At 65.1% G+C, this 23,772-nt stretch carries 17 protein-coding genes; 8 read left to right on the top strand and 9 right to left on the bottom strand.

From position 1 onward, the window contains the following. Positions 1-107: 107 nt before the first annotated feature. Positions 108-1,688 carry an LA2681 family HEPN domain-containing protein gene (locus BXU08_RS03745; protein WP_216352898.1) on the top strand — a complete coding sequence of 527 codons (1,581 nt, stop codon included), beginning with the start codon at positions 108-110 and terminating at the stop codon, positions 1,686-1,688. Between the two features lie 23 nt (positions 1,689-1,711). On the opposite strand, the gene BXU08_RS03740 is transcribed toward BXU08_RS03745, so the two are convergent. From BXU08_RS03740 to traA, 5 genes are all read right to left on the bottom strand, one after another. Beyond that, positions 1,712-7,813 (bottom strand): hypothetical protein, encoded by a 6,102-nt coding sequence (locus BXU08_RS03740; RefSeq protein ID WP_077508865.1) that lies wholly within the window; start codon positions 7,811-7,813, stop codon positions 1,712-1,714. Positions 7,814-7,830: 17 nt separating this feature from the next. Further along, positions 7,831-8,685, bottom strand: coding sequence for a hypothetical protein (locus tag BXU08_RS03735; protein ID WP_077508864.1), 855 nt, complete (start codon positions 8,683-8,685; stop codon positions 7,831-7,833). 66 nt (positions 8,686-8,751) lie between these two features. Further along, positions 8,752-10,104, bottom strand: coding sequence for a hypothetical protein (locus BXU08_RS03730; RefSeq protein ID WP_077508863.1), 1,353 nt, complete (start codon positions 10,102-10,104; stop codon positions 8,752-8,754). Between the two features lie 396 nt (positions 10,105-10,500). Beyond that, positions 10,501-11,118: a DUF6118 family protein gene (locus BXU08_RS03725; RefSeq protein WP_077508862.1), complete on the bottom strand. Its 618-nt coding sequence runs from the start codon at positions 11,116-11,118 to the stop codon at positions 10,501-10,503. A gap of 10 nt (positions 11,119-11,128) precedes the next feature. Beyond that, positions 11,129-14,035, bottom strand: coding sequence for a Ti-type conjugative transfer relaxase TraA (traA, locus tag BXU08_RS03720; RefSeq protein WP_077508861.1), 2,907 nt, complete (start codon positions 14,033-14,035; stop codon positions 11,129-11,131). A 200-nt stretch (positions 14,036-14,235) separates the two neighbouring features. Here traA and BXU08_RS03715 point away from each other — a divergent pair, with 200 nt between their 5' ends. From BXU08_RS03715 to BXU08_RS03705, 3 genes are all read left to right on the top strand, one after another. Then, a complete protein-coding gene (locus BXU08_RS03715; protein WP_366926573.1) occupies positions 14,236-14,526 on the top strand; it encodes a conjugal transfer protein TraD in 291 nt (96 codons plus the stop codon). A gap of 19 nt (positions 14,527-14,545) precedes the next feature. Beyond that, entirely contained in the window at positions 14,546-14,770 is a 225-nt protein-coding gene (locus BXU08_RS03710; RefSeq protein WP_077508859.1) for a conjugal transfer protein TraD, read from the top strand. Positions 14,771-14,852: 82 nt separating this feature from the next. Continuing rightward, positions 14,853-15,350: a MucR family transcriptional regulator gene (locus BXU08_RS03705; RefSeq protein ID WP_077508858.1), complete on the top strand. Its 498-nt coding sequence runs from the start codon at positions 14,853-14,855 to the stop codon at positions 15,348-15,350. Positions 15,351-15,393: 43 nt separating this feature from the next. Here the strand turns inward: BXU08_RS03705 and BXU08_RS03700 are convergent, their stop codons facing one another. Next, entirely contained in the window at positions 15,394-15,711 is a 318-nt protein-coding gene (locus BXU08_RS03700; protein WP_077508857.1) for a DUF736 family protein, read from the bottom strand. Between the two features lie 542 nt (positions 15,712-16,253). On the opposite strand from BXU08_RS03700, the gene BXU08_RS03695 reads away from it, so the two are divergent. Beyond that, complete coding sequence (locus BXU08_RS03695; protein WP_077508856.1) at positions 16,254-17,354, top strand: IS110 family transposase; 1,101 nt, start codon at positions 16,254-16,256, stop codon at positions 17,352-17,354. Between the two features lie 218 nt (positions 17,355-17,572). Here the strand turns inward: BXU08_RS03695 and BXU08_RS03690 are convergent, their stop codons facing one another. The 3 genes from BXU08_RS03690 to BXU08_RS03680 all read right to left on the bottom strand — a co-directional run bounded on the left by BXU08_RS03690 (position 17,573) and on the right by BXU08_RS03680 (position 20,615). After that, on the bottom strand, positions 17,573-18,502 hold the full coding sequence (locus BXU08_RS03690; protein ID WP_077508855.1) for a HEPN domain-containing protein: 930 nt from the start codon (positions 18,500-18,502) through the stop codon (positions 17,573-17,575). A 73-nt stretch (positions 18,503-18,575) separates the two neighbouring features. Continuing rightward, entirely contained in the window at positions 18,576-18,815 is a 240-nt protein-coding gene (locus BXU08_RS03685) for a sigma factor-like helix-turn-helix DNA-binding protein (protein WP_077508854.1), read from the bottom strand. A gap of 54 nt (positions 18,816-18,869) precedes the next feature. After that, complete coding sequence (locus tag BXU08_RS03680; protein WP_077508853.1) at positions 18,870-20,615, bottom strand: ParB N-terminal domain-containing protein; 1,746 nt, start codon at positions 20,613-20,615, stop codon at positions 18,870-18,872. 744 nt (positions 20,616-21,359) lie between these two features. On the opposite strand from BXU08_RS03680, the gene BXU08_RS03675 reads away from it, so the two are divergent. The 3 genes from BXU08_RS03675 (at position 21,360) to BXU08_RS03665 (ending at position 23,762) form a co-directional block, all read left to right on the top strand. Further along, positions 21,360-21,575 carry an AlpA family transcriptional regulator gene (locus tag BXU08_RS03675; protein ID WP_077511972.1) on the top strand — a complete coding sequence of 72 codons (216 nt, stop codon included), beginning with the start codon at positions 21,360-21,362 and terminating at the stop codon, positions 21,573-21,575. Positions 21,576-21,725: 150 nt separating this feature from the next. Next, entirely contained in the window at positions 21,726-21,962 is a 237-nt protein-coding gene (locus tag BXU08_RS03670; RefSeq protein ID WP_077508852.1) for a DUF1810 family protein, read from the top strand. A gap of 1,587 nt (positions 21,963-23,549) precedes the next feature. Continuing rightward, positions 23,550-23,762 carry an AlpA family transcriptional regulator gene (locus BXU08_RS03665; RefSeq protein WP_077511970.1) on the top strand — a complete coding sequence of 71 codons (213 nt, stop codon included), beginning with the start codon at positions 23,550-23,552 and terminating at the stop codon, positions 23,760-23,762. Positions 23,763-23,772 lie beyond the last annotated feature (10 nt).

Genomic DNA, 23,772 nt, shown 5'->3' with positions numbered 1-23,772 from the left:
GCACCATCCTAGCCAAACCGGACGTTCGAACCACCGACTCTCTTGGTGTAATGTCCGTAATCATCAGACGTGACTGCACCGCGCATCATCGGGGGGGGGATCGATCCTTGGCAAGGCAGGAAGGACTGGAGAAGCTGCGCGAACGTTCGATCACGAAGCTAGGTGCCGAGGCCGCGCTCGAGCATATCGGCACGCTGATCGACCTATCACACGACGCTGGATTCGGCCGCGGCGCTGACCGCGCCCTCTATCTGCTCGACGAACTGGCGAAGCGCGAACTGACCGCCAAGCAAGGCGTGCTGATCGAATATTTCCGCGCCAATGCGTGGAGCTTGAAGGAAGAAGTGGCGGGAGAGCGCGGCTCTTGGGCGTGGGAGCATCCCGAGCGCGAACAGCAGGTGCTCGCGCTGTCGCGCGCCGCAGTGCATCCAGGGTTCGTCGAACTCGACCTGATCCGCTGCTGCCAGATTCTGACCAACCGGGCGAGCCAGCTCGACACGATGGGGCGCTTCATCGATGCGATCGAAGGATGGGATGCGGCGCTCCGGATCATTCCTAGATTCGCGATGGCGCAGGCAAATCGCGGCTATGGCCTCAAACATTATGGCGGACTGCTGGACGACATTCGGCAGCGCGCGATCTTACTCCTGCACGCCCATGACGGGCTCGCCGCTGCCAACGCTCCCGGCGCGGTCTATGATTCGGTCTATCCGGACGCGGTGCTGCAGCAGATCGCCGACGCCGCAGAGGCGTGCACGCGGGCCGGCGACCTCGAGCGGATTCGTGCGATCCAGGACCTGGATGGGCCGCCGCTTGGGCGCAGCAAGGCGGAACGCGCCTATCGGCTATGGTGCCTCCAGCGCCGTCTGTTCCTCAGCCCGCTCAACGATCTTGGCGCGTATTCGGCGGCGGCTTCGGATGACCTGGTTCTGCCGCCGATCCGCGAACGCTTCGACGAACGCCCCGGCGTGGTCACGCCGCCGCCGGTCATCGGCTTCTTCAACCAAATGAAGCAGGAATATGTGTCGGCGCGCTTCATGCTCTACGAGGGACTGCACGATACCCGCGTGCACTTCTCGGACCGCGGCGTGCAGCTGTTCGACACGCTCGATTATCCGCTCCACGGTCTCGCCGCGGAGCGGGTTCGAACGGCATTCCGCATCGCTTATTCTCTGCTCGACAAGGTAGCCTTCCTGGTCGATCATTATTGGAAGCTCGGGAAGATCGCCGACCGGATCAACTTCAAGAATGTCTGGATGGTCGAAGGCAAGCCGCGGCTGCTCGACCGCTTCAAGGCTTATGAGAATTGGCCGCTGCGCGGGCTCTACTGGTTGTCCAAGGAGCTGTTCGACGACGAGCTCAAGCGAACCACGGGCGCGGATGCCCGCGAGCTGCACGACATCCGCAACGCGCTCGAGCATAAATATCTGCAGGTCCACGAAGGCTGGGCCTGGCAATTGATGGGACCGAAATCGAGCGCGGAGGGGCTGGGTCTATCGATCGACAGCGACCTGCTCGAAGCCAAGGCGCTCCGCGTGATGAAGATAGCGCGGTCCGCGCTGATCCAACTCACGCTGGCGATCGGCGTGGAGGAACGGACTCGTGGGCGAGCGGACCCGGACACCATTATCGGATCGATGTCACTGTTTGGCCTGGAGGATCGTCGCAAGCGGCGCGATCCGCTCTAACGCGGGGCGAACGGCTGGGAAATCTAGCGATCGAGCAGAAGTCGCAGCGACGCAACCGCGCTGCCTGCCTTGGTCCTGAAGATCGGATCGATTTCGCACAGGGCCTCGGTCCATGTCAGCAACTGCGTGCCATAGTCGCGATCCTCATTGCGCACCACGAGTTCGGCGATCCAATTGCCGAGATAGCGGCGCCAATCGCTGGGTGCTTCGCGCGAGGCGGCCGCGTACAGCGCAAGCTGCATCTCCTCGGCGACCGGCCAGCGGACTTGCAGCCGCGAGACCCGGGCGAGCACCTGCACCGCATCGGCGAGTGGCTCGGCGCGATGCGAGGCGGCGACATGCGCCAAGCCCAGCAGCTGGGCGTAGACGCGCTCGGTCGGGATCAATGCCAGCAACCGCGGTCCCGCGGCGCGAATGCGAGCCACCGCCCGCTCGACCAGATCATCGGGGATCGCGAACATCGCCGCCAGGTTGGCCAGGAGCATCAGCGCCTCGAGGTTCGGGGTCTCTTCGGCGAAGGCGCGATCGAGATCCTCGCAAAGAGCCTCGGGCAGCGGCTGCAGGCGACTGCCGCCTTCGAGCGGACCAGGCCAGAAGACCATCGGATATGCCATCCGCGCGCGCAGGCTGTCTTCCTGGCCCAAGAAGCGGGATCGCAACTTCTCCGACATGTCGGTTTCGGGCATCGCGCCGGCAGCGTTGACGATCCGGCCGATCAGTTCGTGTTTGAGTTGCCCGGCGGTGATGAAGTCAGGGCGCCAGCGCGGCTCGCGCTGTAGGTCGAGAAGGTTCTGGACCAGGAATCGCCAGCCGCGCTGGGCGGTGCAGAATGCTGCGAAATGCTGCGTGTCGATCTGGCCGTCGACAATCCGGGCGATCAGCGCCGCCTGGGCAAGTGACGCCAGACGCCGGCGAAAGGGCGGCCAATCGGCGAGCACGCCCAATCGGCTCAGCTCGCCATCGACGAACATCGCCAGGCTCGAGACCAGGTGCAGCGCGCCCGAAGCGTCCTCGGGGTCGAGTGCCTCGATCTGATCGGCGAGCGTGACGATCAGTGCGTCGAGCGCCGCATCCCTGCCGACATGCGGCAACGCGAGCTCGATGAAACCCGCCTTGGCCATCGGGTCCCCTGCCTCAACCGCCCAGCGTCCCAGCGCATGCCATTCCTCGGCGGTGCGCGACCCAAACCGGTCCTCGCCGAGGATTCGCGGATGCGCCGCGAGAAGAAGAAGCCATCTATCCGGATTCTGATGTTCGGCGCGGAGCCGGGCAAGCTGGCCGGGCAATACATCGGTCACATAGGTTTCGAGGTCCTCGGCCGGGCCGTCTCCCAGCAGCGCGCTCCAATAGGCACGCGAAGGCGGGACGAGCAGCGAGATCGAGGCCTCGTTCGCCGACAGGCTGTCGACGATCGCGGCGGCGCCTGCGCCAGGCAACCCGCGCAAGGCGAGGTCGAGCGCTTCGATGCCGGCCGCGTCGAGCGGCCCTTCGAGCAGCCGGCGATGCCAGTCGCCGAGCGAGGCGGGCGTCTGGCCATAATCCGCCAACAGGGCGTCGAGCATCGCTACCCGCTCCGAGGCATCGGGATGCAGCCCCGCCAGGCCCCGCGTTCGATAACCCATTTTCTTGCGCCGGAGCAGCAGGGGCCAGCTTCCATCACCTTGCTCGGTGCGCAGCGTCCAGCGGTTGCCGGCGATATCGGCGATACGCCGTTCGGCCTCGGGTTCCGCATAGACGACCTGTGCGACGCGCCAGAAGGCACTGCGGAGGAACGACGCCTTGCCGATTTCGACAGTGGCCTCGAGCGCATGGCCCGTCCTGGCGCGGAAATTTTCGTCCTGAAGAAGCGCCACCTGCAGAAAATCCGGCAAGGCGTGGAGCGACAGGAGCAGCGCCCGGCGTTCGCTCACCTGGGGCTCGTCGCGGTGCAGATCCGCGGCGACTGAGAGCAGCAATTCGCGCAGGTGCTGGTGGAAGATCGCCTCCAGGCGCGGTTCGCTATCCCAGAGCGGGGCGAGCACGTCCTGCTCAAGCCACGCTGCGAAGCGCGGTCGGGCATCGGTCTCGACTTGGCGATAGCTGCCGACGAGCTTGGCAAGATCGAGGACCATGCCGTTGCAGGCCAACCCCTCCAACGGCGCGCCGACATCGGTATCGGCCCAGTCGCGCGACTGCATGCAGACGAACAGCCAGTCCGAACGAGCGCGGGCAAGCGGGTCGGGGATATCGTTGCGCCACTGCCCGACGAGTGCCTCGCCGAGCGCTTCTTGGAAGGCGACCAGCCAGCCGATCTCGACCTTGGGATCGAACCAGCCGCGCATCTGGGCGAGCCGCAGATTCTCGCGGATCGCGCGGAGATCGCCGGTCTCGCGAAACGCCGCATCGGGCACTGTCGGCCTGAGTAGCCCGAGCAGCTCGTCGCCGCGGGTGCCGACCAGGATCGCGCCCGCCCCGCGGAGCCAGGCACGCATGGTCTCGAGGTTCGCCGGTTCGATTCTGCCGCCGCGCGACAAGAGCTCGACCAAGTCGAGCGAGCTCAGGATCCGCCGCTTGCCGCTCGGATGCTCGAAATGGGCGTAGCGGTTGAAGAACCGATCGTCACTGACCAGGGTATCTGCGCGAAAGATCAGACTCTCGAAGCCGGCGATATAGGAAGCGGCGCCCTCCCCCTCCTCGTGCCGCGCCGCGGCGCCGAGGCAGAGCCGGCCTTCGGCAAGTGCCGGCGCTAAGGTAGCGCGCAGGCCATCGATCACGCGGGTGACCGCCTGTGCCAAGGCATCGACGCCGCGCAGAGCCTCGGCTTCGGCGAGCTCGGACTTGGCGACCACCACCGTTAATCCGGCCGCCGCGATCTTGTCGATCAATCCGGTGTAGCGGAAATAGTCGACCGCCAGGTCGCTGAGATACAGAGTCGCACCCGCCTCGATCACGGGCTCGTCCGGCCAGCGGCGGTCATGCTGCTCGAGATAGGCGCGCGCGCGGTCGAGCTCGGACCGGCTGAGCCGTCCGGCACGCTCAAGCGCATCGAGCACGCCTAAGCAGCTGCACAGATGCGCGGCATAGCGGTCGAGCGGCACCGGTTCGGAGAGCAACGAGCCGACTCGGGTGATCGGATGAGGATGGACGACGACATGCTGGCCGTCCGCTTGCGCGACCGCCTCGCTCAGCAACGCCGCACGGCTCTCGCCGATCTCGGTGATGAGACCGACATCCGCGACAGTGCCGGGCTCGAACGGCTTCACCCGACCGCGCGCCAGTAGTTCGAGCAGGCGGTGCGCGAAGGCAATCTTGCTTGGCTGATGGAAGGCGACGCGGTGGCACTGCTCGAACAGGTCGCTGAACAGGTCGTGCGGTACGTGGAGACGGTCGAACGCCGCGACGACGGCATCGAGCGTGCCGGCCGCCGCCAAGGTGACGATCGCGTGGCGGTCGAGCGCGATCTCGCGCGCCTCGAACGTCTCGGCGGCATCGATACGCTGGCGTCCGCTGAACAGCGGGGCGGCGCGGCGGCGCTTAGGAAAAGGCTGTTCCGGATTCTCGAGCAGGGGCGCGAGCTGCAGCTCAAGCCAGGGCTGGCGCAGCAGCATCGCGACGCCGGCGAGCGGCATCTCCGCATCGGCCCGGCCGCGCCGCGCGTCAGCTACACGCGCTTCCCATTCGGGTTGATCGTCGAGCAGTTCGGCGAGCGACCGCTTCTGGATCGGCCCGTCCGGATCCGAAAGCTCGGCCGCGCGCATGATCCAGGATCCCGCCTCGGGAATAGCCTCTTCGAGCCCGGCGGCGGTCGCTGCACTATAGGCGGCGACGAGAACCTGGGGATCGTCGGGCGCGCGCGCCGCCGCCTCACGCACCAGGTCGGTGACGCGCTTGGCGCGGGTCTGCGCGGCGAGCGTCGCGCATTGGGCCAGCTCGAGCGGCGAGCGCTGCGCGCGCGCCTGCCATTGCTCCTCAAGGAACGCGTCGATCGCCTCCCAGCGACCGCTGGCGACTAGTAGCTGGTAACGCAAGATTCGCGCCTGGCCGGTGCCGGGGGGGGCCTCGGCAACCCGCAGCATCGCTTCGGCATCGCCGAAGCGACCCAGCCAGAAATAGATCCAGCCCGCCTGAAGGGCGAGCAGTGGGTTCTGGGTAATGAGGTCGCCCAGCAACTCGACCAGCTCGAGCGCTTCGGCGTAGCGCCCCTGCTCGCCGAGAAAAACCAAGCATTCAAGCGCGGACTGATGGGTAGGCAGCTCGGCGAGCAGACGCCGCGCCAACTCGAGGAAGCGGGGCGAATAGTCGAGTTCGCGATAGCGCTCGACCAGATGGGCTAGCGTCGCGGTCTGCGGATCGGCGCCATAGGCGGCTTCGAGCACTTCGAGCGAAGGCTCGGCGTCGCTTTCTTCTACCGCGCTCGCGAGCAGGGTCCGGAAAGCCTCGGACAGGACGGTGCCGGGGCCGGCGAGCAGCGCGCGCGCTGCGTCATGGCGACCCGCGCTGGTCAGGACCCCAATCTCAAGCCGGACGAAGCTCGCGGGATCGAGATAATCGACGAGTAGCGTGCGCTGCCGGTCAATGAACGCGGCGGCTTCGCCGGGATCGCTATGAGCATAGTCGAGGAGCAGCGCCACCGCCGCGCCGGCGAGCTCGGGATCGTCGGTTGCGCCGCGCGCGACCCGGCGGCGGATCGCCGCCTCGGCACGGACGCGATCAACCCCAGTCTCGAAGCCGAGCGCCAGCGGCAAATAGAGAAGCTCGCTTCCGGGCCGGTCGATCCGGCGGCGCAGCTCGGCGCGCGCTTCCTCGCGGGTTCCGGGGTCGCGCAGGCCCAGCCACAGGCTGTAGCGTTCCGCTGCAGCGGCCTCGCGGGCGAGATCGAGCCCGGCACAGACTTGGGCGGCACGATCCATGAAGTTTCGGGCGAGCTGGCGCTGTTCGCGCGCGACCTGGTCGTCACGCAGCGGAAACGCGGCGGGATGCGCCGGAATATCCTGGAGGATGCTGCGCTTGAGATCGTCGGGCAACTGCGCCGCGACCAGCGCTGTGCCCGCCACCCACAGCAACGCCGGGGTCGTCTCGAAATCGTCGGCGGCCAGCATGCGCGTCGCGTCCACCGCCCCTGCCCAATCGCCGGTCTCGACCAGCGCGGTGATGTGCGAATAGCGCCCGTCGCTATCGAGGTTCGCAAAGTCGAGCCCCGCTTCAGGTGCCCGGGCAAGCGCGCCCTCGGTGCCGAGCCCGCGCCGCAGGATCTGGAACGCCGCAGTCGCGACCGCCGGTCCCTGATCGACATCGAGGAGCGCCAATCCGGCCTGGTAATCGTCGATCGCGGCGATGAATGCCTGGGCGATCCTGAGCTCGGGCATTGCAGCATCGCCAAGCACGGACGCGCGGGCCAGCGCCGCACGGGCTACCTCGCTTTCGCCAAAGGAGAGGATACGGGCACACCAAGCGAGCGCCGAAGCGCGGGTCTTCGGGCCGGCGCCTTGCAGCCGGCCGTCGATCAGCGCCGATACCAACGCCGCAGCGTCGCCCCTGCTGTCCGCGGAGCGGAAGAAGCGCTGCGCACGGAGGCGCCGGATCGCCGCCTCGACATACGCGTCGATGATGTCGCTCGTGTCCTCGGGACGGATGCGCTCGATCTCCTCGCGCAGTCCGTGAACCGCTTGGAGGATCGCCCGGTCGCCGGGTGTCAGCGCGCGGCGCAGGCTCGCCAGCAGGAACTCGAGCGCCGCGGCATAGGCAGTCGCGGCATCGGCCGCGGTTTCGTCATCCTCGTCCAGGAAGAGCTGGTAATGGGCGACCGCGCGCGCGGCATGCGGGCCATCGTCTTCACCGCGAATGGCAGCGCGCGCAGCGAGCTTGAGGCTGAGCTGGGCATCTTCTGTCGCGATCCATGCGCGCGGCACCGCCTCGTCGAAGAGCGCGGGCCGGGTCAGCGCGCCCTTTGCGGCGACCTGCACCGCCTTCCATAGGCCGTCGGCCTCACGAGCGAGCACGGCGATTGCTTCATCGAGCACGTCGTCGAGGCCGATGAGCCCCTGATCGCCAGGCCGGCGCGCAAGCTCATGGCGCAGCGCGCGGTAGCCCGCGAGCACCGCGGGCGCCGCGACCTTGAGGCCGAGCGCGGAAAGGGCCGGGTCCATCGCGTGCAATCGCTGCGTCAGCGGGCCGGCAACAGCGTAGTGACGGGAAGACGGCCGTGGCGATAGCCGAGCGGAGTCGGCGCGGGCACATGGCTTCCGCCCCCGAACCAATGCGGCACCGCCACATGCGTTACCGAGGCGCCCTGCATGAGGTCCCCAATGGAGACCGGGCCGTGCAAGCCCTTGGGCAAGGCCAGCGACGCCAGATAGACGCCGTGTTCGAACCAGACATTTTCCCGCGAGGGGGTATGCATGTCCGTGCCGAGCAGCCTGGCCAGCAGATCGACGTCCTGGACTAGCGCCTGGGTGGCGGATTTGGCGGTGGGCTTTTCCTCGCTCTCAAGCATCTGCCGCCCGAAGCGCGTCAGGCGGAATTCGGCTTCCTTGCCCTTGTCGCGCCGCTCGACGAGATTGTGTGCGAGCAACAGCGTCAGGACATTCGAGAGATTGGCCGAGCGCAGGCCGAGCGCATCGAGCAGCTTGCGGCGCGGCACGAGTCCGTCCTCCTTGGCGAGCATTTCCAAAATCCGCCTGGCATTGGGACGGCGGGCAACCTCGCGCGCCGGGCTGGTCTCGGAAAGGCTGATCGACTCGCGCAGCAGGTCGGCAAGCGCTGTAACCCGCTCGGCCGCCGCCATATCCTCGCTGCGGATATGCGTTTTCACCTGGTGCAGCAGCGCGTGCCAGTCGCGGATCTCGGCGTCGAAACGACGCTCCACCAGCAGTGACCACACCTTGTACGCCAACGCCGCATAGACACGACGCGCTGCCTTGGGCTCATCGGCGAGCGCCTCGCGGATCGCCGTCCGCGCCGCCTCGGGCGAGGCCGCGGCGAAATCGAGTCCCCGCGCCTGCGTCAATGCCACCATCATTGATTCTCCCGGCCGCCCGCAGCGACCATACACTACATTACACTACACGCTACAATATGCGTACGCTCAGCGGGTTTCCAATATGCAAAGACGAAAAGCGGTCTCGACGGTGTCGCTGTTTTGCTTGAGCGGCTTTGCCGGAAACGCGAGCACCTCGCCGACAGGGCCGGCGGCCGCAAAGGCGGGCTGGGCGACGACGAGTGTGCGCGTGCCGAAGCGGACACGCATCGTTTGGGCGGTCGCTGCATGGCCCTGCATCGTGTCGGGGTCCGGCACGCCGGAGGTCATCGAGGGGACGATGGCGACATCGACGTTGAGGTTGCGATAGGGCACTTCCCTGGTCTCCTGGAGGAAATCGCGGCAGATCGCGAACACGACGAGTTCGTCCTCATCGATTAGGATGTGGATCTCGTCCCCGGGCTCGATCGCCTCGCGCTTCCCATCGATCTTGAACTTGGCCCATTTGAAGACCTCAAACAGCGGCTCGCCCAGCCCGTCCAGGACGGGCGCAACGTTGCGCATCCTGCCCGCGACCGGCCGATGCCAGCTGCCCGCGACCAGATAGCGGAGCGCGATTCCGCCATCGAGCGCGCGTTCGGCGAAACGTCCTCGAAGCCAGGCCGTGCTCGTCTCAGGCATAGTCAGCTCGCCCCAGACGATCGCCGAGCAGCTTTCCCTGCCCGCTTCGTCAAGATGCGCCTCGATCACCGAGGCGGCGTCGAACCCGTCCAGCCCGTCGACGGTGAAGAGGCCGTCGCCCGGAAAGCCGAGCGTGACCTTCAGCCCCGGGAACAGCGCGGCGCCGTAGCGGCGGCCGGATTCCGCGCGCTCCTGTGCCGCTGCCGACGTACCGGCCGCGAGCGGCGAGCGGTGCAGCCTGACCCCGAACCCGTCGATCGTTGTCGGAATTACCCGGTGATGGCGGAGCGCGCGGCGTAGGAACGGCTTGCCGTCGGCGGCAGCGAGTGGCGTCACGCGGGGGACGACATAATGGCGCCCGTCGCTGGTCCGCCACGCCGCCTCGAGATCCTCCCCCAGGTCGCTTTCGACATAGCGGCCGAACTCGGCCAGATTGGCTTCGAGCGCCCGCAGCAGGTGCGACGCGTCGAGCAGAGCGGCGAGTGAATCCGCGCCGCCGGCGACCGCGATGTCGCCGCGAGCGACCCGCGCCGCCCGGGCGTCGCCGCCTTGCGCGAGCTCGGCTTCGCTGAACGCCTCGAAGTCCTGGAGCAGCGGCTCGAAGGTGCCGGCTGCCGTTTCATAGAGCGCGGCGACTGCATCCCGCAGAGCCTGCCCGTCCTGCGGATCCGTTCCGGCGAGGCGCGCATTGAGTTCGGCCCATGCACCGCCTTCTTCGCCACTGACCTGAATACCGGCCTTACCCGATCGGCGGGTTCCCCCGCTGCCAGCTCGCGCCATCCCCTTTCACTCCCCTCGGTAACTTCGAAGCCGAAGGGTTTCGCACAATTGGCGAGCGTGGCAATATTCCTCGGCCTGCACCGCGGAGGAATTGGCGGCGGTCATTTAGTCCGAAATAGGACAACTATATTGTAGACCTCCTCTTTACCGCCAAATCTACCCAAACTTCTCACTCGCAAACGATGTATCGAGGTCACTACGGGCACACGTGAAGTCCGGTGACGAGGTCACCGTCGATCGGTGCTTTCGGTGAGCCCCGGTAGATTAAGCGACGAGGTCGATCCGCCGCCGAATTTCGTCGGCATGCGCCACGAGCGGATCGACGCATAAGCGGTAGATGAACCAGCATGCGTAGATTGCATCACGGCCGATGAAGGACCACTGGCTTAGCTGTCTCTACTTTCGAGTTGGCGCCTTCGCCTGCTCCCGGGCGACAATCTCGCTCCATCTATCCGGGTCGGCCTTCGCCATCATGCTCTGTCCGGCGCTCCACATGTCAGTCCCCAGCACGCGGGCTGCAATCCGCTCGGGCACGGCCCAACTAACCGGCAATGATCGCGCAACAGCCCCCGGCAGAATGGCGAACGTCACCATGCCAGCAACCGCAAACCCGACGCGGTTCCTGAGCAACTCGCGATTTTGCTCGGCCACGGAGCGAGACCGCGCGATCATCGCATCGATACGACCGGTGGCTGCCTCCATGCCGGCGGCTGCACTCTTCATCAGACGCTGATCGTCCGCGCGACTGTTCTCGGCCGCCGCGGTGATCTGGCTCGCCAGGCTTGAGGGCGTCAGCTTCAACGCCGGCCTCTCGGATACGCGCTCTGCCCAGACGCAAACATCTTCCAGCCGCTTGCTGATCGCCTCCAGGCTTGGCGCATAATCGGGCTGCGATGTCCGCTCGTCGGTGAGGCGTTCCACGGCCCGGCGAAGCAGGCTGATCTCGCCACGTAGTTCACCGAACGCGTGAGCGGCGAGGTTCGTGTCGGCGTGGAGGGCGCTGTCCTGTGTCATGTTGCAGGTTCTATCTCCCCAGCCCGCGACCACGCGAGAGGCCGAGCCAGTCCTGGATGCTGTGGGATATCGAAACCCCTTCGCGTGCCTGGATTCCAAGCTCGGGAAGCCGCTTCCGGATCAGCGACTCGGCCTGCGCGTCACGCTCCATGCTCTTGCCAAGCGCGGTCATCTGTTGCCCGATCGCGCGAGCGCCAGTCAGGTCACCGCCATGACGAAGCGAGCGATGGGCCTTGGCAAGCCTCTGCCAGTCTTCCACGAACCGATCCGCACGGCGCTGCGGGCTGGCGCGCAGCTCAGCTTCCAAGGTCATCGCGCGGATAGCGCCGCTGGTGCGGCCCTGCCCTGCCTCTTCGATCAGGCCCATGTCCCGCACGAACGCTGCGCGAACATCGCGCGTCGCGTCCGGCCGCACGGCGTCGAGCGCCTCTCGCGCCTTGTCATAGGCAATCCGCTGGTGCGGCAACTCGCTATAGCCATCCTTACGCATCCGCATGATATCGGCGGTCGCACGCGCGAACCGCTGCACGGCATTGTTCAAACCGGTCGGCTCGACGCTGCACGCCGGCGACTGCCGGCTGAGTGCCAGCCCATCGAACATGCTCCGCGCAGGCGGCGGAGTGACCGGCCGGAGATCAAGCCCGGCGAACGGATCGCAAGTGGGCGTCGGCCGCCGTCTCTCCACAAGCGGCTGCGGCAGCCGGATCTGACGCCTCTCCGCGAAGTCCTGCGTGTAGTCGGACGCCAAATCCTTGCTGCGCTCACGTGACAGCGTGCGCACCAGCTTCGATTGGTCGGCAAAGTCATCGCGGCCATAATGGAGTTCGACCTGATCGCGGTGGCGCGAAAGCGCGACATAAGCCGCATGCCGATCGAGCCCCGGCGTGGCCAGCACGTGCACTCGATCGACCGTGACGCCCTGCGCCTTGTGAATCGTGGCCGCGTAGCCATGATCAAGCTGGGCATAGTGCTTCAGGTCAAACGCTATCGCACGTCCATCATCGAGCATCACTGCCATGCGAGCACTGGTGACGCTCTGGACAATGCCGAGCGATCCGTTCTTCACCCCCATGCCGCGCTCGTTCTTGAGGAACATGATGCGGTCGCCGGCTGCAAACGTGCGCGAGCCTCGCTCGGCATGCACATCGACATCTTCGCCCAGTTGCCCAGCGATACGCAGGCGCTGGCGCGCGGCTTGGTTGAGTGCCTGCACCTCGTCATTGGTGTGGGTCAGGATTATCCGCAACGCGGCCGGTGCAGCGGCACGATCGCGATCCCAGCGTTCGATCAGGTCGGCGCGCGACTGCTCCCGCGTTTCGGCCGCCTGGATATGTCCGCGCTCTTCGTAGGCGGACAGCGCATCACCGGTCCGGCCGGTAGCGAGCTGGCGCGTCGCATCACGCTGCCAATCCTCGCGCTGGCGACGAATGTCGGTGATCTCGACGCTGCCGTGTCGCTCGGCCACCGAGCGGAACGCTGCGCCGGCTTCGATCGCCTGCAGCTGCTCGGGATCGCCGACCAGCACGACCTTCGCACCGCGCTTCTGCGCTTCGGCAACCACGCGCTCCATCTGCCGCGAGCCGATCATGCCGGCTTCATCGATCACCAGCACATGGTCACGGGTCAGCAACTCGCGGTCCTGCGCCCATTGATGCTCCAGGTTCGCGATCGTGCGCGACGCAATGCCGGACCCACTCTCCAGATTTTCGGCAGCAATGCCGGATAGCGCCAGACCCTGCACCTGATAACCGGCGCGCTCCCAAGCCCCGCGGGCGACGCCGAGCATCGCCGACTTGCCGGTGCCTGCGTAGCCGACAACGATGCCGAGATCCTGCGCGTCGGTGACGTGCTCGAACGCCGCGCGTTGTTCGGCAGAGAGCACCAGACCGCGCTGCTCGGCATGGGCGAGTGCATCCTCGCGCGCTCGATGAGGAACGCGATGTCGGTCTCGCTCCATCAATGCCTGCGTATTGCGGGCAAGCCGCTGCTCGGTGTCGATCATGTCGCGGCTGGTGAAGCGATCCTCACGACGCCCGTCCTTGCCGAGTGCGACCAGGTCGGGTGAGCCGCGCACCGCGGCCATCACATGGTCAAACTGCTCTTTCCCGTCACTATGCCGATGCGCGAACATCGCCAGGTCGCGGGTGGTGAATGTCGCCTGGTTGCGGGTGATCGCGTCGAGCGCGATCCGCGGATCGGCGATAATCTTCTCGCCGTTGGATCGCGCTATCTCGCGATGCTCGTCGACGCGCTCAAGCTGGAGGCCCTTCGCCGCCATGCCAGCGGCAGCGGGGCCGATCTTGTGCTGCGGCTCTAGGTCGATGCCCTGCGCTTCCAGCGAACGATGATCGACGCGCGCATCGATATCCAGCTCGGCCAGCCGTTCATTGACGTGCTCGGCCCAGCGCTCGCGCCATTTCTCCAGAAGCTCGGTGCGATTCCAGTCGCGGTTCTTCTTGCCGAAGCCGTTCTCGTCGACATCACGCGTGGTGAGCATCACGTGCGCATGCGGCTTGGGCTCGCCATTCGCGCCGATGTCCCAATGCACATTGAGATCGGCGATCATCCCGCGCGCGACGAACTCCCCTTCGACGAACTCGCGCGCAAGCCGGATGCCCTCTGTCTGGTCCAGCTCGCGCGGGATCGCGAACTCCACTTCGCGCGAGAGCTGCGCGTCCTTGCGTAGCTCGACCCCCTCGACGGCATTCCACAGCGTTTCCCGATCGCGGAACTGGTCCGGTGCGCCGTCCGGCAGCAGCACTTCCGAATGCACGACACCCGCCTTGTTCGAGAAGTCGTGATGGCGATCGAGCCGCTGGTCGTGCAACCGCGAAGCAGAGCGATAGGCCGCAGACGCCAGCGCCGACGACCCGTTGGCGCGTGAGATGATCTTCGCCGAGAAGTGGTAGATCGCCATGACGGCAATCCACTTACACTACACAAGCGACGTCGGCACGACGTATAAGCGCGCCCTCAAGAGATTTCATCATTATCGGGAAACGTGTGTCCCACGATGTTTCACGGCATTTACACTGATCGTATCCGCCCATAACTGCGCATGCCGGAAAGCTTTCTAAGGGCAGTACAATGCGAAGACCGCGCGACTATGACTCGGAATTGAAGCAGCTCGACGCGAAGGCCAAGCAGTTGCGCGCACGCAAGATCCAGCAGCTCGGTGACCTGGTGGTCGCCGTAGGCGCGGACACCCTCACGCTCGAAGTGCTGGCCGGCGCGCTGCTCGCCGCGGTCGATACCAAGGAAAGCAGTGCGAAGGAGGCGTGGCGCAAGCGAGGCGCGTCCTTCTTTCAACGCACATCGCATGGCCGTAGCGGCGCTGGCGGCAACAGCCGCGGCGCTACAGAAAGTCCAGGTGATGCGGCATCGGCGAGAGATGCGGATCGCCCGTGACGACCGACGAACTTGGGTGATGAAACGACGCGAGCGGACACGCCAGCTCATCGAGCTTGGCGGTCTCGTCGCCAAGGCCGGGCTCATCGAACTGATCGATGATGACCGCGCGGTGCTGTTTGGCATTCTCAGTGAAGCGGCGGCGAAGATACGCAGTGAGGACAGCGAGCGACTGACAGCGATCTGGCGGCGGCGCGGCATTCGCGCGTTTGCGAAAGCAAAAGTCGGTTCCGAAGATCTGTAGATTCGACTCCCGCAACAGTTTGCTTATGACGTTCGCTCTACCGATGTGTGGTAGATTTTGCGTCATCGGACGAGGGGTCGAAATGTCTGAAGAGAATTCATTGAATGCGGTCGAGCTTGCGACTGGACTAACGATCGCGTGGCTGGGAAATCAGAACAACCGGACATCGGCGGAGGACGTCCCGGCTTTTCTCCGCACGATGCACGCGACGCTTAGCGAACTTGCTGGCGGATCATCGGCAACGGCGAGCGACGAAACGCAAGTTGCCGAGGAAGAATTTACGCCGGCAGTTTCGGCGCGCAAGTCGCTTGCGTCCAAGGATCACATCATCTCGATGATCGACGGCAAGCCCTACCGTACGCTGCGCCGGCATCTGAATACGCACGGCCTCTCTCCAGAACAATATCGGGCGCGCTACAAGCTCAAGGCCGACTACCCGATGGTGGCGGAAAGCTATTCGGCGCAGCGGCGCGAAATGGCGCTCAAGATCGGTCTTGGAGCCAAGGGGCGCGCGGCAAAAACTGCTGCAGCAGCTCCGGCACCGGCGCCGGCGCGCCGCGGGCGCGCGAAACCTGCTTGAGTAAAATGGAAGGCGCACCGCGGGGCGGCGCGCCTTCCAGCCATCAATCGGCTGCATTCCAGATGACCGCGAAGCGGTCGGTTTCACCGGGCACTGCCCCCAGATTGGCGTAGAGCCGGCGCGGCCCGAACTCGGGCGCCGCAAGGCTGAGCGACACATAGTCGCGACCGCTGCTCTCGGCGCGGCGATTCCAGCCGGCGCCGATCTCGACATCGCCCGAAAGCACGCGATAGTCCGGCTGGGTTTCGGCGCCTTTGCCGGCGTTGGGGATGATCGAAACGTCGGCGCGAATGCTGAGCGTCTTGAGCTGGCCCTTGAAAGAACCGTTGTCGTCGCGGGTGACATATCCGATGGCAGGCATGGTCTTTCTCCACTTTCTCGCGGGAACCGTTCCCGTCGATGCGACCGGAATTGGCCGGCCCGAGGGGCGGCGCGCACCGGCACGGCCGAAGCGGAGCGGAGGACCTGAAGCGGACGCTATTCTTGTCTCGCGAGGAGGCGCAAAGCGGCGGGGAAGAATGGCGGAGGCAATGGTTTCGCGTGGTCCCGACCGGCCATAGGTCGAGGCATCCAAGACGGGGATGTTTTTGCCTGAAGGTGGCGCACCATTTGCTGCCCGCGTAATGCCGCCCAGCGGCCGCAACGGCGAGCCATGGTCCACCGGTGATGATCGCGGCGCCTTCGCAGCATACTGATTGTCCCCGGACAGAAAACGTCAGTGAGGCCGGCGTCATTGGAACTTGGCGGGTCACTTTCGTTGCCGGGAATGGTATAATGCTAGCAGGCTCGATTCGAGCCAGGGAGGCGGAACTCCGAAACCTCGTTCTTTAGGAGCGAAGATGCCGTCGCTACCTAGATCCCAAGCTGGAGCCCGTCTCCCAATTGAATGCTGGGAGCCGTATCATGGAACCATTACCTCGGTGGGTCGGCCTAGACGTTGGCGAAATCTCTACCAGCATCTGCGTGTACGGGGCAGGAGAATACCCCGAACTGGAGTGCGAAACCGCGTCAAGCTCAGTTGCGATTGCGGATGTGCTCGCACGCTTCCCGCTAGACTGCATCGCATCTGTCGTAATGGAGAGCGGCGCCGAACAAGGGTTGGCGCGACGACTACGGAAACTGGGCTTCCCAGCCTTCATCCTAGACGCTGGAAAGGTCCACCGTTTTCTATCAATCCGCTACAACAAAACTGACGGCAACGATGCCCGCGGACTCGCCGACATCGCTCGGTTGGGTCGAATAGGCCAATTGGGAGTGTTCGTCCGGAGCACTGAATGTCAGCTCGTCAGAAGCGAGCTCGTCGTGCGCCATCATCTTGTTAAGCAACGGGTCGCAGTCCGCAACGGCCTTCGCTCACTTCTCCGAAGTCATGGAAGTGACGTAAAGAAAATCACTGGGGGAAAGCAATATCGGTCGACGGTCGAAGGACGACTTAGCGCGATTGGCTCCGAACTCACCAGCCAAGCAGCGGAACAGCTGCAACCGATGTTGGACGTTAGCGAAGAACTAACGACACATATTGTGCGAGCCGACAGGCGCATCGCCCAATTTGCGCAGACCCACCCGGCCACGAAACGATTCTTGCAGATTCCCGGTGTCGGGCCCGTTTGTGCGGTCTCTTTCTACACGGCTATCGAGGATCCGCATCGTTTCAGCCGGTCCGTCAACGTCGGCGCATATCTTGGGATGGTGCCTAGGCTGAAGCAGTCTGGCACTTCCCTTCGACATTCGTGCATTTCGCGAAAGGGAAACGCGATGACACGCGGACATCTCTTTTTGTCCGCTGGAGTGATGTTGTCACGGGCAGCCGGTCAATCCGCGATCTGCGACTGGGGTAAGGCGCTCGCCGAGCGCAAGGGCTATAGAAACGCCCGCATGGCGGTCGCGAGAAAAATTGCGGTTGCGATGCTCAGCATGTGGAAAAGCGGCTGCGACTTCGAGCCTTACCCGGATATGCCTGTCTCCCCCGGGAGCGGCGGATCTGGACTCCGCGCAAAATCGTAGAGCAATGTCTCTGTGTGACATGCTGGAGCCAGGTTCGCCGATATGGTGTCAAGCAGCTGCGTGCTATCGTGCTGCATAAGGGCCGGGTGGCCGATGTGTATGTCCAAGTCTTTTAGGCTAAAGACATCGGCGCGTCGTCTTCCAACGCCGTTCTCATCGCCCGGCTTTATCGTGAATCGCTCTACTCAGGGGACTAATACCCCGTAGATTTTGCCTCACTAAGACGGGCTGGCATCGACGACTCTCTGCATCAAATCCCGCAACCGCTCTTCACAGAGGCGCGAGACGATCTCACGCAGCGACAGGATGGGCTCAACCAACGCCTTCAAGTCATCACCCGTGATAGCGTAGCTCGCGGAATAACGCGCCTCGACGTAGGCGCGCTTCAGCCGCTCAAACCGGGCACGATCCTGCTTGGTTTCACGAGGCCAAGCAGCAACAAGACGATCGTCTTTGTCCTCGGAAAGCGACCGCAAGAATTTGATGTTGTGCGAACGCGGAAAGTAGAGCGTCTCGACGAGTAGGAAACAGATGTACGCACGCTCAGCTGACTGGTGGAGATCGAATGCGGCTGCCTTTCGCCACTCCGGATCTTCTGATTTGGTCGCAGCGATTTGGGCACGCTCGATCCAAACATCCAGCGAGTGTGACCACTGATCATAATATTCTTTCGCCATTCGATATGCATCGGTTGCGGTAAGAGGCTTGGGAGCAGCGAGAGCATGACAGGGCAATTCGTAAAGCGCGACACCATCGCGCGCGATGTCGGTCCAGAAATACTCCCCGCGCGTGAGCGCCTGATTCACCTCATCAAGCGAATGCACGATGATGTTCACGGGCCGGTCGATCAGCGGATCGCGCGCGATCCGGTCCTCGGCGACATACCAATAATCGGCAATGTCCGTCAGGTCGCCATGGCTGACGACGATCAGCAGATCGAAGTCGGACTGATAGCCGTTCTCGGGCTCATCGACCCAATCATCCCGCGCATACGATCCAAACAAGATGATCTTGTAGACCTTGCCATTGCGCCTGTGCGGCTGGGTCGCGCGCGAAATTGCCTTGTGGAATTCCTCGAGCAGTACCTCGCAGGCACGCGCAAGTTCGCGCTGTTGCTGTTCGGGCAGATGATCGAGGTCGGTACGCATGTGCGGCGATCCTATCCGAGCCAATCGACAAAGCGAAGCCTCACGGACTTGTCCGCGAGGCTTCGCGCTCCGGCTACCAGAAGCGCCACCAGCGCCGGGGCCGACGGTCGAGGTTGGACATGAAGTTGCCGAGCGCTCGTGCGAACAGGCGCTCGACCATCGCGGCGCTGACCCCGAGCCGCACGCCAAGCTCGGCATAGGTCAGCGCATCGTCGGAGCGCAGTGCGAGAAATATCTCGCGCTCGGCGCGAGGCAGCTTGCGGATCGCACGCCGGATATGCCGGGCACGGGGGGGATCGGTGGGTTCGGACATGGCCTGTCTCCCAAGCGAAAGAGAGGCTGGCGACCGAAGCCGCCAGCCAACGGATTACGCCGCGCGGCGCAGCGGCAGCGGCTCGGGAGCGGCGGCAAGGCCCGCCACCGTCGCAGCGCGCGCAACGGACCCCACCCCGCCGCGCTGGGTGTACGTGGAAGGCGGATACGCCATCCAGCGGGGTACCCAGCCCTCGACCTTGGCGCGGCCATTGGTGCCGTTGAGGCAATCGCGGACGATGGTGCGCTTAACCTTGCCGGTCGCGTCCTCGTTGGCGTTGGCCACTGCCTCCCCCGCCACCTCGGCGAGGACGTGGCCAAGCACCGCGCGATCACGGATGAGATCGAGCAAGGCGTCGTCGGCCCTCCAGACCTTGGCCATGTCGGTGCCAAGCAATGGCCCAAGAACTTCAATGAGCGCGCTGCCAGATTCGAGCGTCTCGCCCATCACCACCGCCGCCACATCGAACACCGCAGGATCGGGAAGCTGGAGCAGCCGCACGAAGAGCCCGGCAAGCCCATGCTCGCCATCATAGCCACCGCGCACGGTCGGGGTCTCGGGATCGAAGCCGAGCAGCGCCAGCACCGCGCGGCGCTTCTCGTCAAATACCGCTTCGGATGCGCAGCCCGCGACGCTCTCGGCAATCGCGTCGCCGTGCGCGCGCTGCTCCTCGATACGGACACTCCAGAGCGATGATCCGACGAGGGCATGCGCCACCATCAGCCGCAGCGCGACCGAAGGCTGGCCGACAAGGTCCGCGCGCACCGCGGCATGCCGGTGAAGATCGATATAATTCTGGATCGGCGCGTTGACCTCCGGGCGCACCGGCTTCTCGCCCGTCCCGGACGCCTCGCCCTTCTCGCGCTTGCGCGCCTCCTTGCACGACACATAGCCCTCATGGACCGTGACATCGCCGCGCGCGCCGACCACGAGGAACACCTTGCCGCCCTTGCGCTTGGGGCAGCGCTCATGCTCCCAGCCGTGGAACGCCTCGCCGGTCGGGAGCACGACGACCTCGCGCCACCCCGCCTCGCGATAGTTCTCCGCCCTGGCCTCGATGGCGGCGGTCTGCGCGGTCCAGAAGGAGGCGGCATCGGCAAAGAAGCGCTCATCCCCGAACAGGTCCGAGACGATCTCGCCCGCATAGTCGGCGATGTCGAACAGCGCCGCGCCGAGCGGTATCGACGCGCCGCCGAACAGCCACGCCTTGAGCTGATGCCCGGTGGGGCAATAGGCGTCGGGGTCGTCGAGCAACGCCAGCCAGTCGCGCTGCCGCGCCCTAGGCGCAAGGGTGAGATGCCGCACCGTCGCGACGTCGATGTCGCCCTTGCGGTAGAGCCCCCGGATGCGCGGCAGCAAATTGCCCAACGCCAGCGTCCGCTTCACCTGCAGCTCGGTCAGCCCGAACGTGAGCGCGATATCCTCGGGCGAGCGGCCCTCGCGCACCAGCCGGGTAAAGCTCTCCCAGCGGGTCACCTCATCCGGGTCGAGCCGCGCAATGTTCTCGATCAACGAGGCTTCGAGTGCCGCTGCATCGTCTCCCGCCGCGATCACCGCGCACGGCAAGGCCTCCCCTTCCCCGCTCTCCTCGGCAACCACCAGCGCCGCATGGTAGCGCCGCTTGCCCGCCACGATCTCGAACTCCCCCTCTTCCTGCGCATGACGCACGATCAGCGGCACCAGCACGCCGCGTGCCCGCACCGATGGCAGGATGTTGGCGATGTCCGGCTTGCTCCCCCTCGCCCGCATGTTGGCAGCCGAGACGGAGAGATCGGCGAGTGCGATATGCCTGAGTTCCATTGTCCTTCTCCTCAAACTACCGCAACCGGCGCCGGAATGGCGGGGTGGGCGGCAGGAGCGCACCGGCAGTCCCGCCGACAGAGGCGGGCTGCACCCGCAGGGCCGCAACGCAGAGAAGGACTTGGGCGAAGCCCAGGTTGCGGCACGCCGCGGCGGGACTAGAGGGTAGCGACGCCCACCCCGCCAGATCGAGTGCCGGAGGCCAACGCCGCCGCGCCTGCGCGGCGTCCGCAGCGTTTCAGCGCGCAGCGCTGCCCGAGCTTCACCGAAGCTCCCACAAAGCAGCGCTCTCGAAGCCGGCCGGCCGTCGTGGCGGCGTGCGCGCGGGCCTGTGGGCCAGCCACCGCCGCGCCTTCCGGCCGGATCGAGTGCGCCACGCGGAAACCAAAAGCGCCGCGACCCCTGGCGGCTTCGCAAGAAGCCCCAGTGCGCGCTCAGCTAATCCCTGCGTTCCACTCGCCGGCACCGCCGGCACACGCGTCAGCCGATCGTGATCCGAACGGACCGAGACGCCGCAGAGCGACTCGGCGGCGCGTCAGCGGCGTAGAGCGCGGTCACGTCGCGAACGTGAGACGCCCTGACACTAGATAGCTTGATCCGCCGGCCCGACCATCCGCGTCCGATAGTCATAGATGGCCAAAGAACGACAATCCTGGCGCTTCAGGGCCGTTCCGTCGCAGTCGATTCCATCTCACTCTTGCCAAGGCCGCATCCCGGCGACGCACCAGATGCAAGGTGATGGCAATGCAGACCGAGACAACTGACCGCATACTCCGGATCAAGGCCGTGCTCGACCGCACGGGTCTCAGCCGGGCGACCCTGTACCGCAAGATCCAGCAGGGTAGCTTTCCCAGCCAGCTTAAGATCAGCACGCGCTGCGCCGGCTGGCGCGAGTCAGCCATACAGGACTGGGTGAACAATCCGATGTTCTACAGGGCGGACGAGCGTTCCGGACGGTGACCCGCGGCGGCGTTCTGGGACAGGCCGTCTTGGACCGACACCCAAATGTTGATGACGTCCGAGCGTGCTTGGCTATGGCGGCCGATCGTGGGCATGTCGATGTAATGGGCAGCGCCGACGCGGCCGACCCGTTCGACTTGGGACCGCTTCGTGCAAGCCGAGCACACCAGCTACGAACGGGCGCTGGGCGAAATAGGCTGCGGCGCTAAGCGAACGCGTTGGACGTGGTACATCTCCCCCGGAATCGCCGGCCTCGGCTCCAGCCCCACCGCGCAGCGCTATGCGATCCGATCGGTCGACGAGGCGCGCGCCTATCTCGCGCATCCGCTGCTCAGCACACGCTATGCGGAATGCGTCAGCGCCCTCCACGCCTACCCAAAGGCTTGACCACAAATGCTCAATGGACGGACTGTTCATACCGCTCAGTAGCCGGGGCGTTAGCGGTCCGGCAGCTTTGGGCGGCCGCTTCGCCCCCGCGATTGTCCTAGATTGGGTGGAAAGCGGCCGCCCGCTGTTCTAGCCTGAGCCTTATGGAAGACCGCAACCGATGGATACTCCTCATCAAAGATCTTCGGGTCGAGCACGATACGAGCATACTCGGTGCAGAGCGCCTTGCGGTGGGAGATCCCGCGTGGCGTCGTTGGGTCGAGCGGCAGATCAACAACGTAAGCAATGTCGGCGGATGGCGTTGAACCATATCCGCTACAACGGCGAAGCGAGCTTGATCGAACGCGACGGGGACATACTCAAGGTCCGCTAGTGGGGCGTTAGCTGCCATGGCAGAGAATGGATGATAACGAACATCCGCTCATTGGAGAGGCACGTGCGGAGGCTCGTACGGGTCGCTTCGCCGATATGATATTGCAGCATCGCTTGCTGTCGCAAGCTGCTTGAAGACTCTGGCTCTTGTCGCATGCGCAATGGATAGTTGGCGCGGCGCCACCCACGTAACGCTGGTCCAGATTCCTCCACCTGAGCCCTTTGTCGCCGTTTGGTGATTGGAGTCTGCAACAAAGACTTCCATGATAGTCGCGCGCTTCTCACCGGTGCGCCCGACCCGCACAATCGTGGCGACATCTGCCGTCGCGCCGCAATCTCTAACTTCCGTCGTGGCGTAGAGTCTGCTGCCGGGATCACGAGAAACTTGAATAATCTCCGACGAACAAGGGGAGACTGTGCTGCAGCCGCCGATAGGCAGCAGGAATGCAAGGAGCCGCATCATCTATCGAGGATAGCAGCTAGCCTGAAGCCGGCAACTGGTGCGTTTCCCCTCGTTGCGAACGGGCGTCCGCTTTCGGGCGATGGGAGCGCGGACCTAAACGCCCGCTATTGGGGCGTCTCCTGCCGTTCCGCTTTCGGCGGTAGGTGCCGATAAGCAGACCTTCAGTGCCGGGTGGCATCCATTCCCCCCGCCACAGGCGGGCGACTGGCATCTCCACAAAAGATCCTTCGGGAGCTCGGGAGCCGCCATCAAACCCTTGCGAGCGGGTGCCGGACCGTGGGACCCGCAGGACGAAACGGAAAGGAGGAGTTGCGCGCAGCGCAGCTTGCGGCACGCCGCGGCGGGCCTAGTGGGTGGCGACGCTCACCCCCCGGCTAGATCGAGTGCCGGGGGCGACCGCAGCCACGCCGCGCGCAGCTCTGCCCAGCTCCAACGGAGCTGCGCCAGAGCTGCTCTCTGCGAAACCGGCCGGCCGCCCAACGTCAGCGATCGCAACCCGAACGGGCCGAGACGCAAGGCGACTCGGGGCCGCGATTCGCGGCGTAGAGCACGGTCACGCGCAGCGTGAGACGCCCTGACACGAACTCACGAGAGTCAGCCTTGCGACGCTATTCTACGCCAGCGCTTCTTTTTGCAGCCGATGGCCCGAGGTTCCTCCAGGTGCACCAGAGAGGCTCTTTTCTCCCCGGAAATTCCTGTTCAACCTTGCCTTAGGAGCCCCCACTCCGAAGCACAGGATGCAAGGTGATAGCATGCAATCTCAAACCTCCGAACGGATCCTCCGCCTCAAAACCGTACTCGAGCGCACCGGCCTTTGCCGCTCGACGCTGTACCGGAAAATGGACAACGGCACCTTCCCCAGGAACATCAAAATCAGCATGCGCTGCGCCGGTTGGCGAGAATCTGCCGTCGCGGAATGGCTGAAGAACCCGATGTTCTACAGCACCGACGACGCCGCGCGCTGACCGTCCCAGC

Origin of the sequence: Sphingomonas sp. LM7, from assembly GCF_002002925.1 — a bacterium.
Lineage (GTDB): Bacteria > Pseudomonadota > Alphaproteobacteria > Sphingomonadales > Sphingomonadaceae > Sphingomonas.
The sequence above is the reverse complement of the archived record's forward strand: the minus strand, read 5'-3'. Positions and strand labels throughout refer to the sequence as shown.

What these genes read in the sequence shown, in the direction of transcription:
- BXU08_RS03700 (WP_077508857.1), bottom strand. Translation starts at nt 15,711, where the DNA reads ATGCCTGCCATCGGATATGTCACCCGCGACGACAACGGTTCTTTCAAG.
- BXU08_RS03730 (WP_077508863.1), bottom strand. Translation starts at nt 10,104, where the DNA reads ATGGCGCGAGCTGGCAGCGGGGGAACCCGCCGATCGGGTAAGGCCGGT.
- BXU08_RS03665 (WP_077511970.1), top strand. Translation starts at nt 23,550, where the DNA reads ATGCAATCTCAAACCTCCGAACGGATCCTCCGCCTCAAAACCGTACTC.
- BXU08_RS03740 (WP_077508865.1), bottom strand. Translation starts at nt 7,813, where the DNA reads ATGGACCCGGCCCTTTCCGCGCTCGGCCTCAAGGTCGCGGCGCCCGCG.
- BXU08_RS03675 (WP_077511972.1), top strand. Translation starts at nt 21,360, where the DNA reads ATGCAGACCGAGACAACTGACCGCATACTCCGGATCAAGGCCGTGCTC.
- BXU08_RS03710 (WP_077508859.1), top strand. Translation starts at nt 14,546, where the DNA reads ATGAAACGACGCGAGCGGACACGCCAGCTCATCGAGCTTGGCGGTCTC.
- BXU08_RS03690 (WP_077508855.1), bottom strand. Translation starts at nt 18,502, where the DNA reads ATGCGTACCGACCTCGATCATCTGCCCGAACAGCAACAGCGCGAACTT.
- BXU08_RS03680 (WP_077508853.1), bottom strand. Translation starts at nt 20,615, where the DNA reads ATGGAACTCAGGCATATCGCACTCGCCGATCTCTCCGTCTCGGCTGCC.
- BXU08_RS03705 (WP_077508858.1), top strand. Translation starts at nt 14,853, where the DNA reads ATGTCTGAAGAGAATTCATTGAATGCGGTCGAGCTTGCGACTGGACTA.
- BXU08_RS03695 (WP_077508856.1), top strand. Translation starts at nt 16,254, where the DNA reads ATGGAACCATTACCTCGGTGGGTCGGCCTAGACGTTGGCGAAATCTCT.
- traA (WP_077508861.1), bottom strand. Translation starts at nt 14,035, where the DNA reads ATGGCGATCTACCACTTCTCGGCGAAGATCATCTCACGCGCCAACGGG.
- BXU08_RS03725 (WP_077508862.1), bottom strand. Translation starts at nt 11,118, where the DNA reads ATGACACAGGACAGCGCCCTCCACGCCGACACGAACCTCGCCGCTCAC.
- BXU08_RS03685 (WP_077508854.1), bottom strand. Translation starts at nt 18,815, where the DNA reads ATGTCCGAACCCACCGATCCCCCCCGTGCCCGGCATATCCGGCGTGCG.
- BXU08_RS03735 (WP_077508864.1), bottom strand. Translation starts at nt 8,685, where the DNA reads ATGATGGTGGCATTGACGCAGGCGCGGGGACTCGATTTCGCCGCGGCC.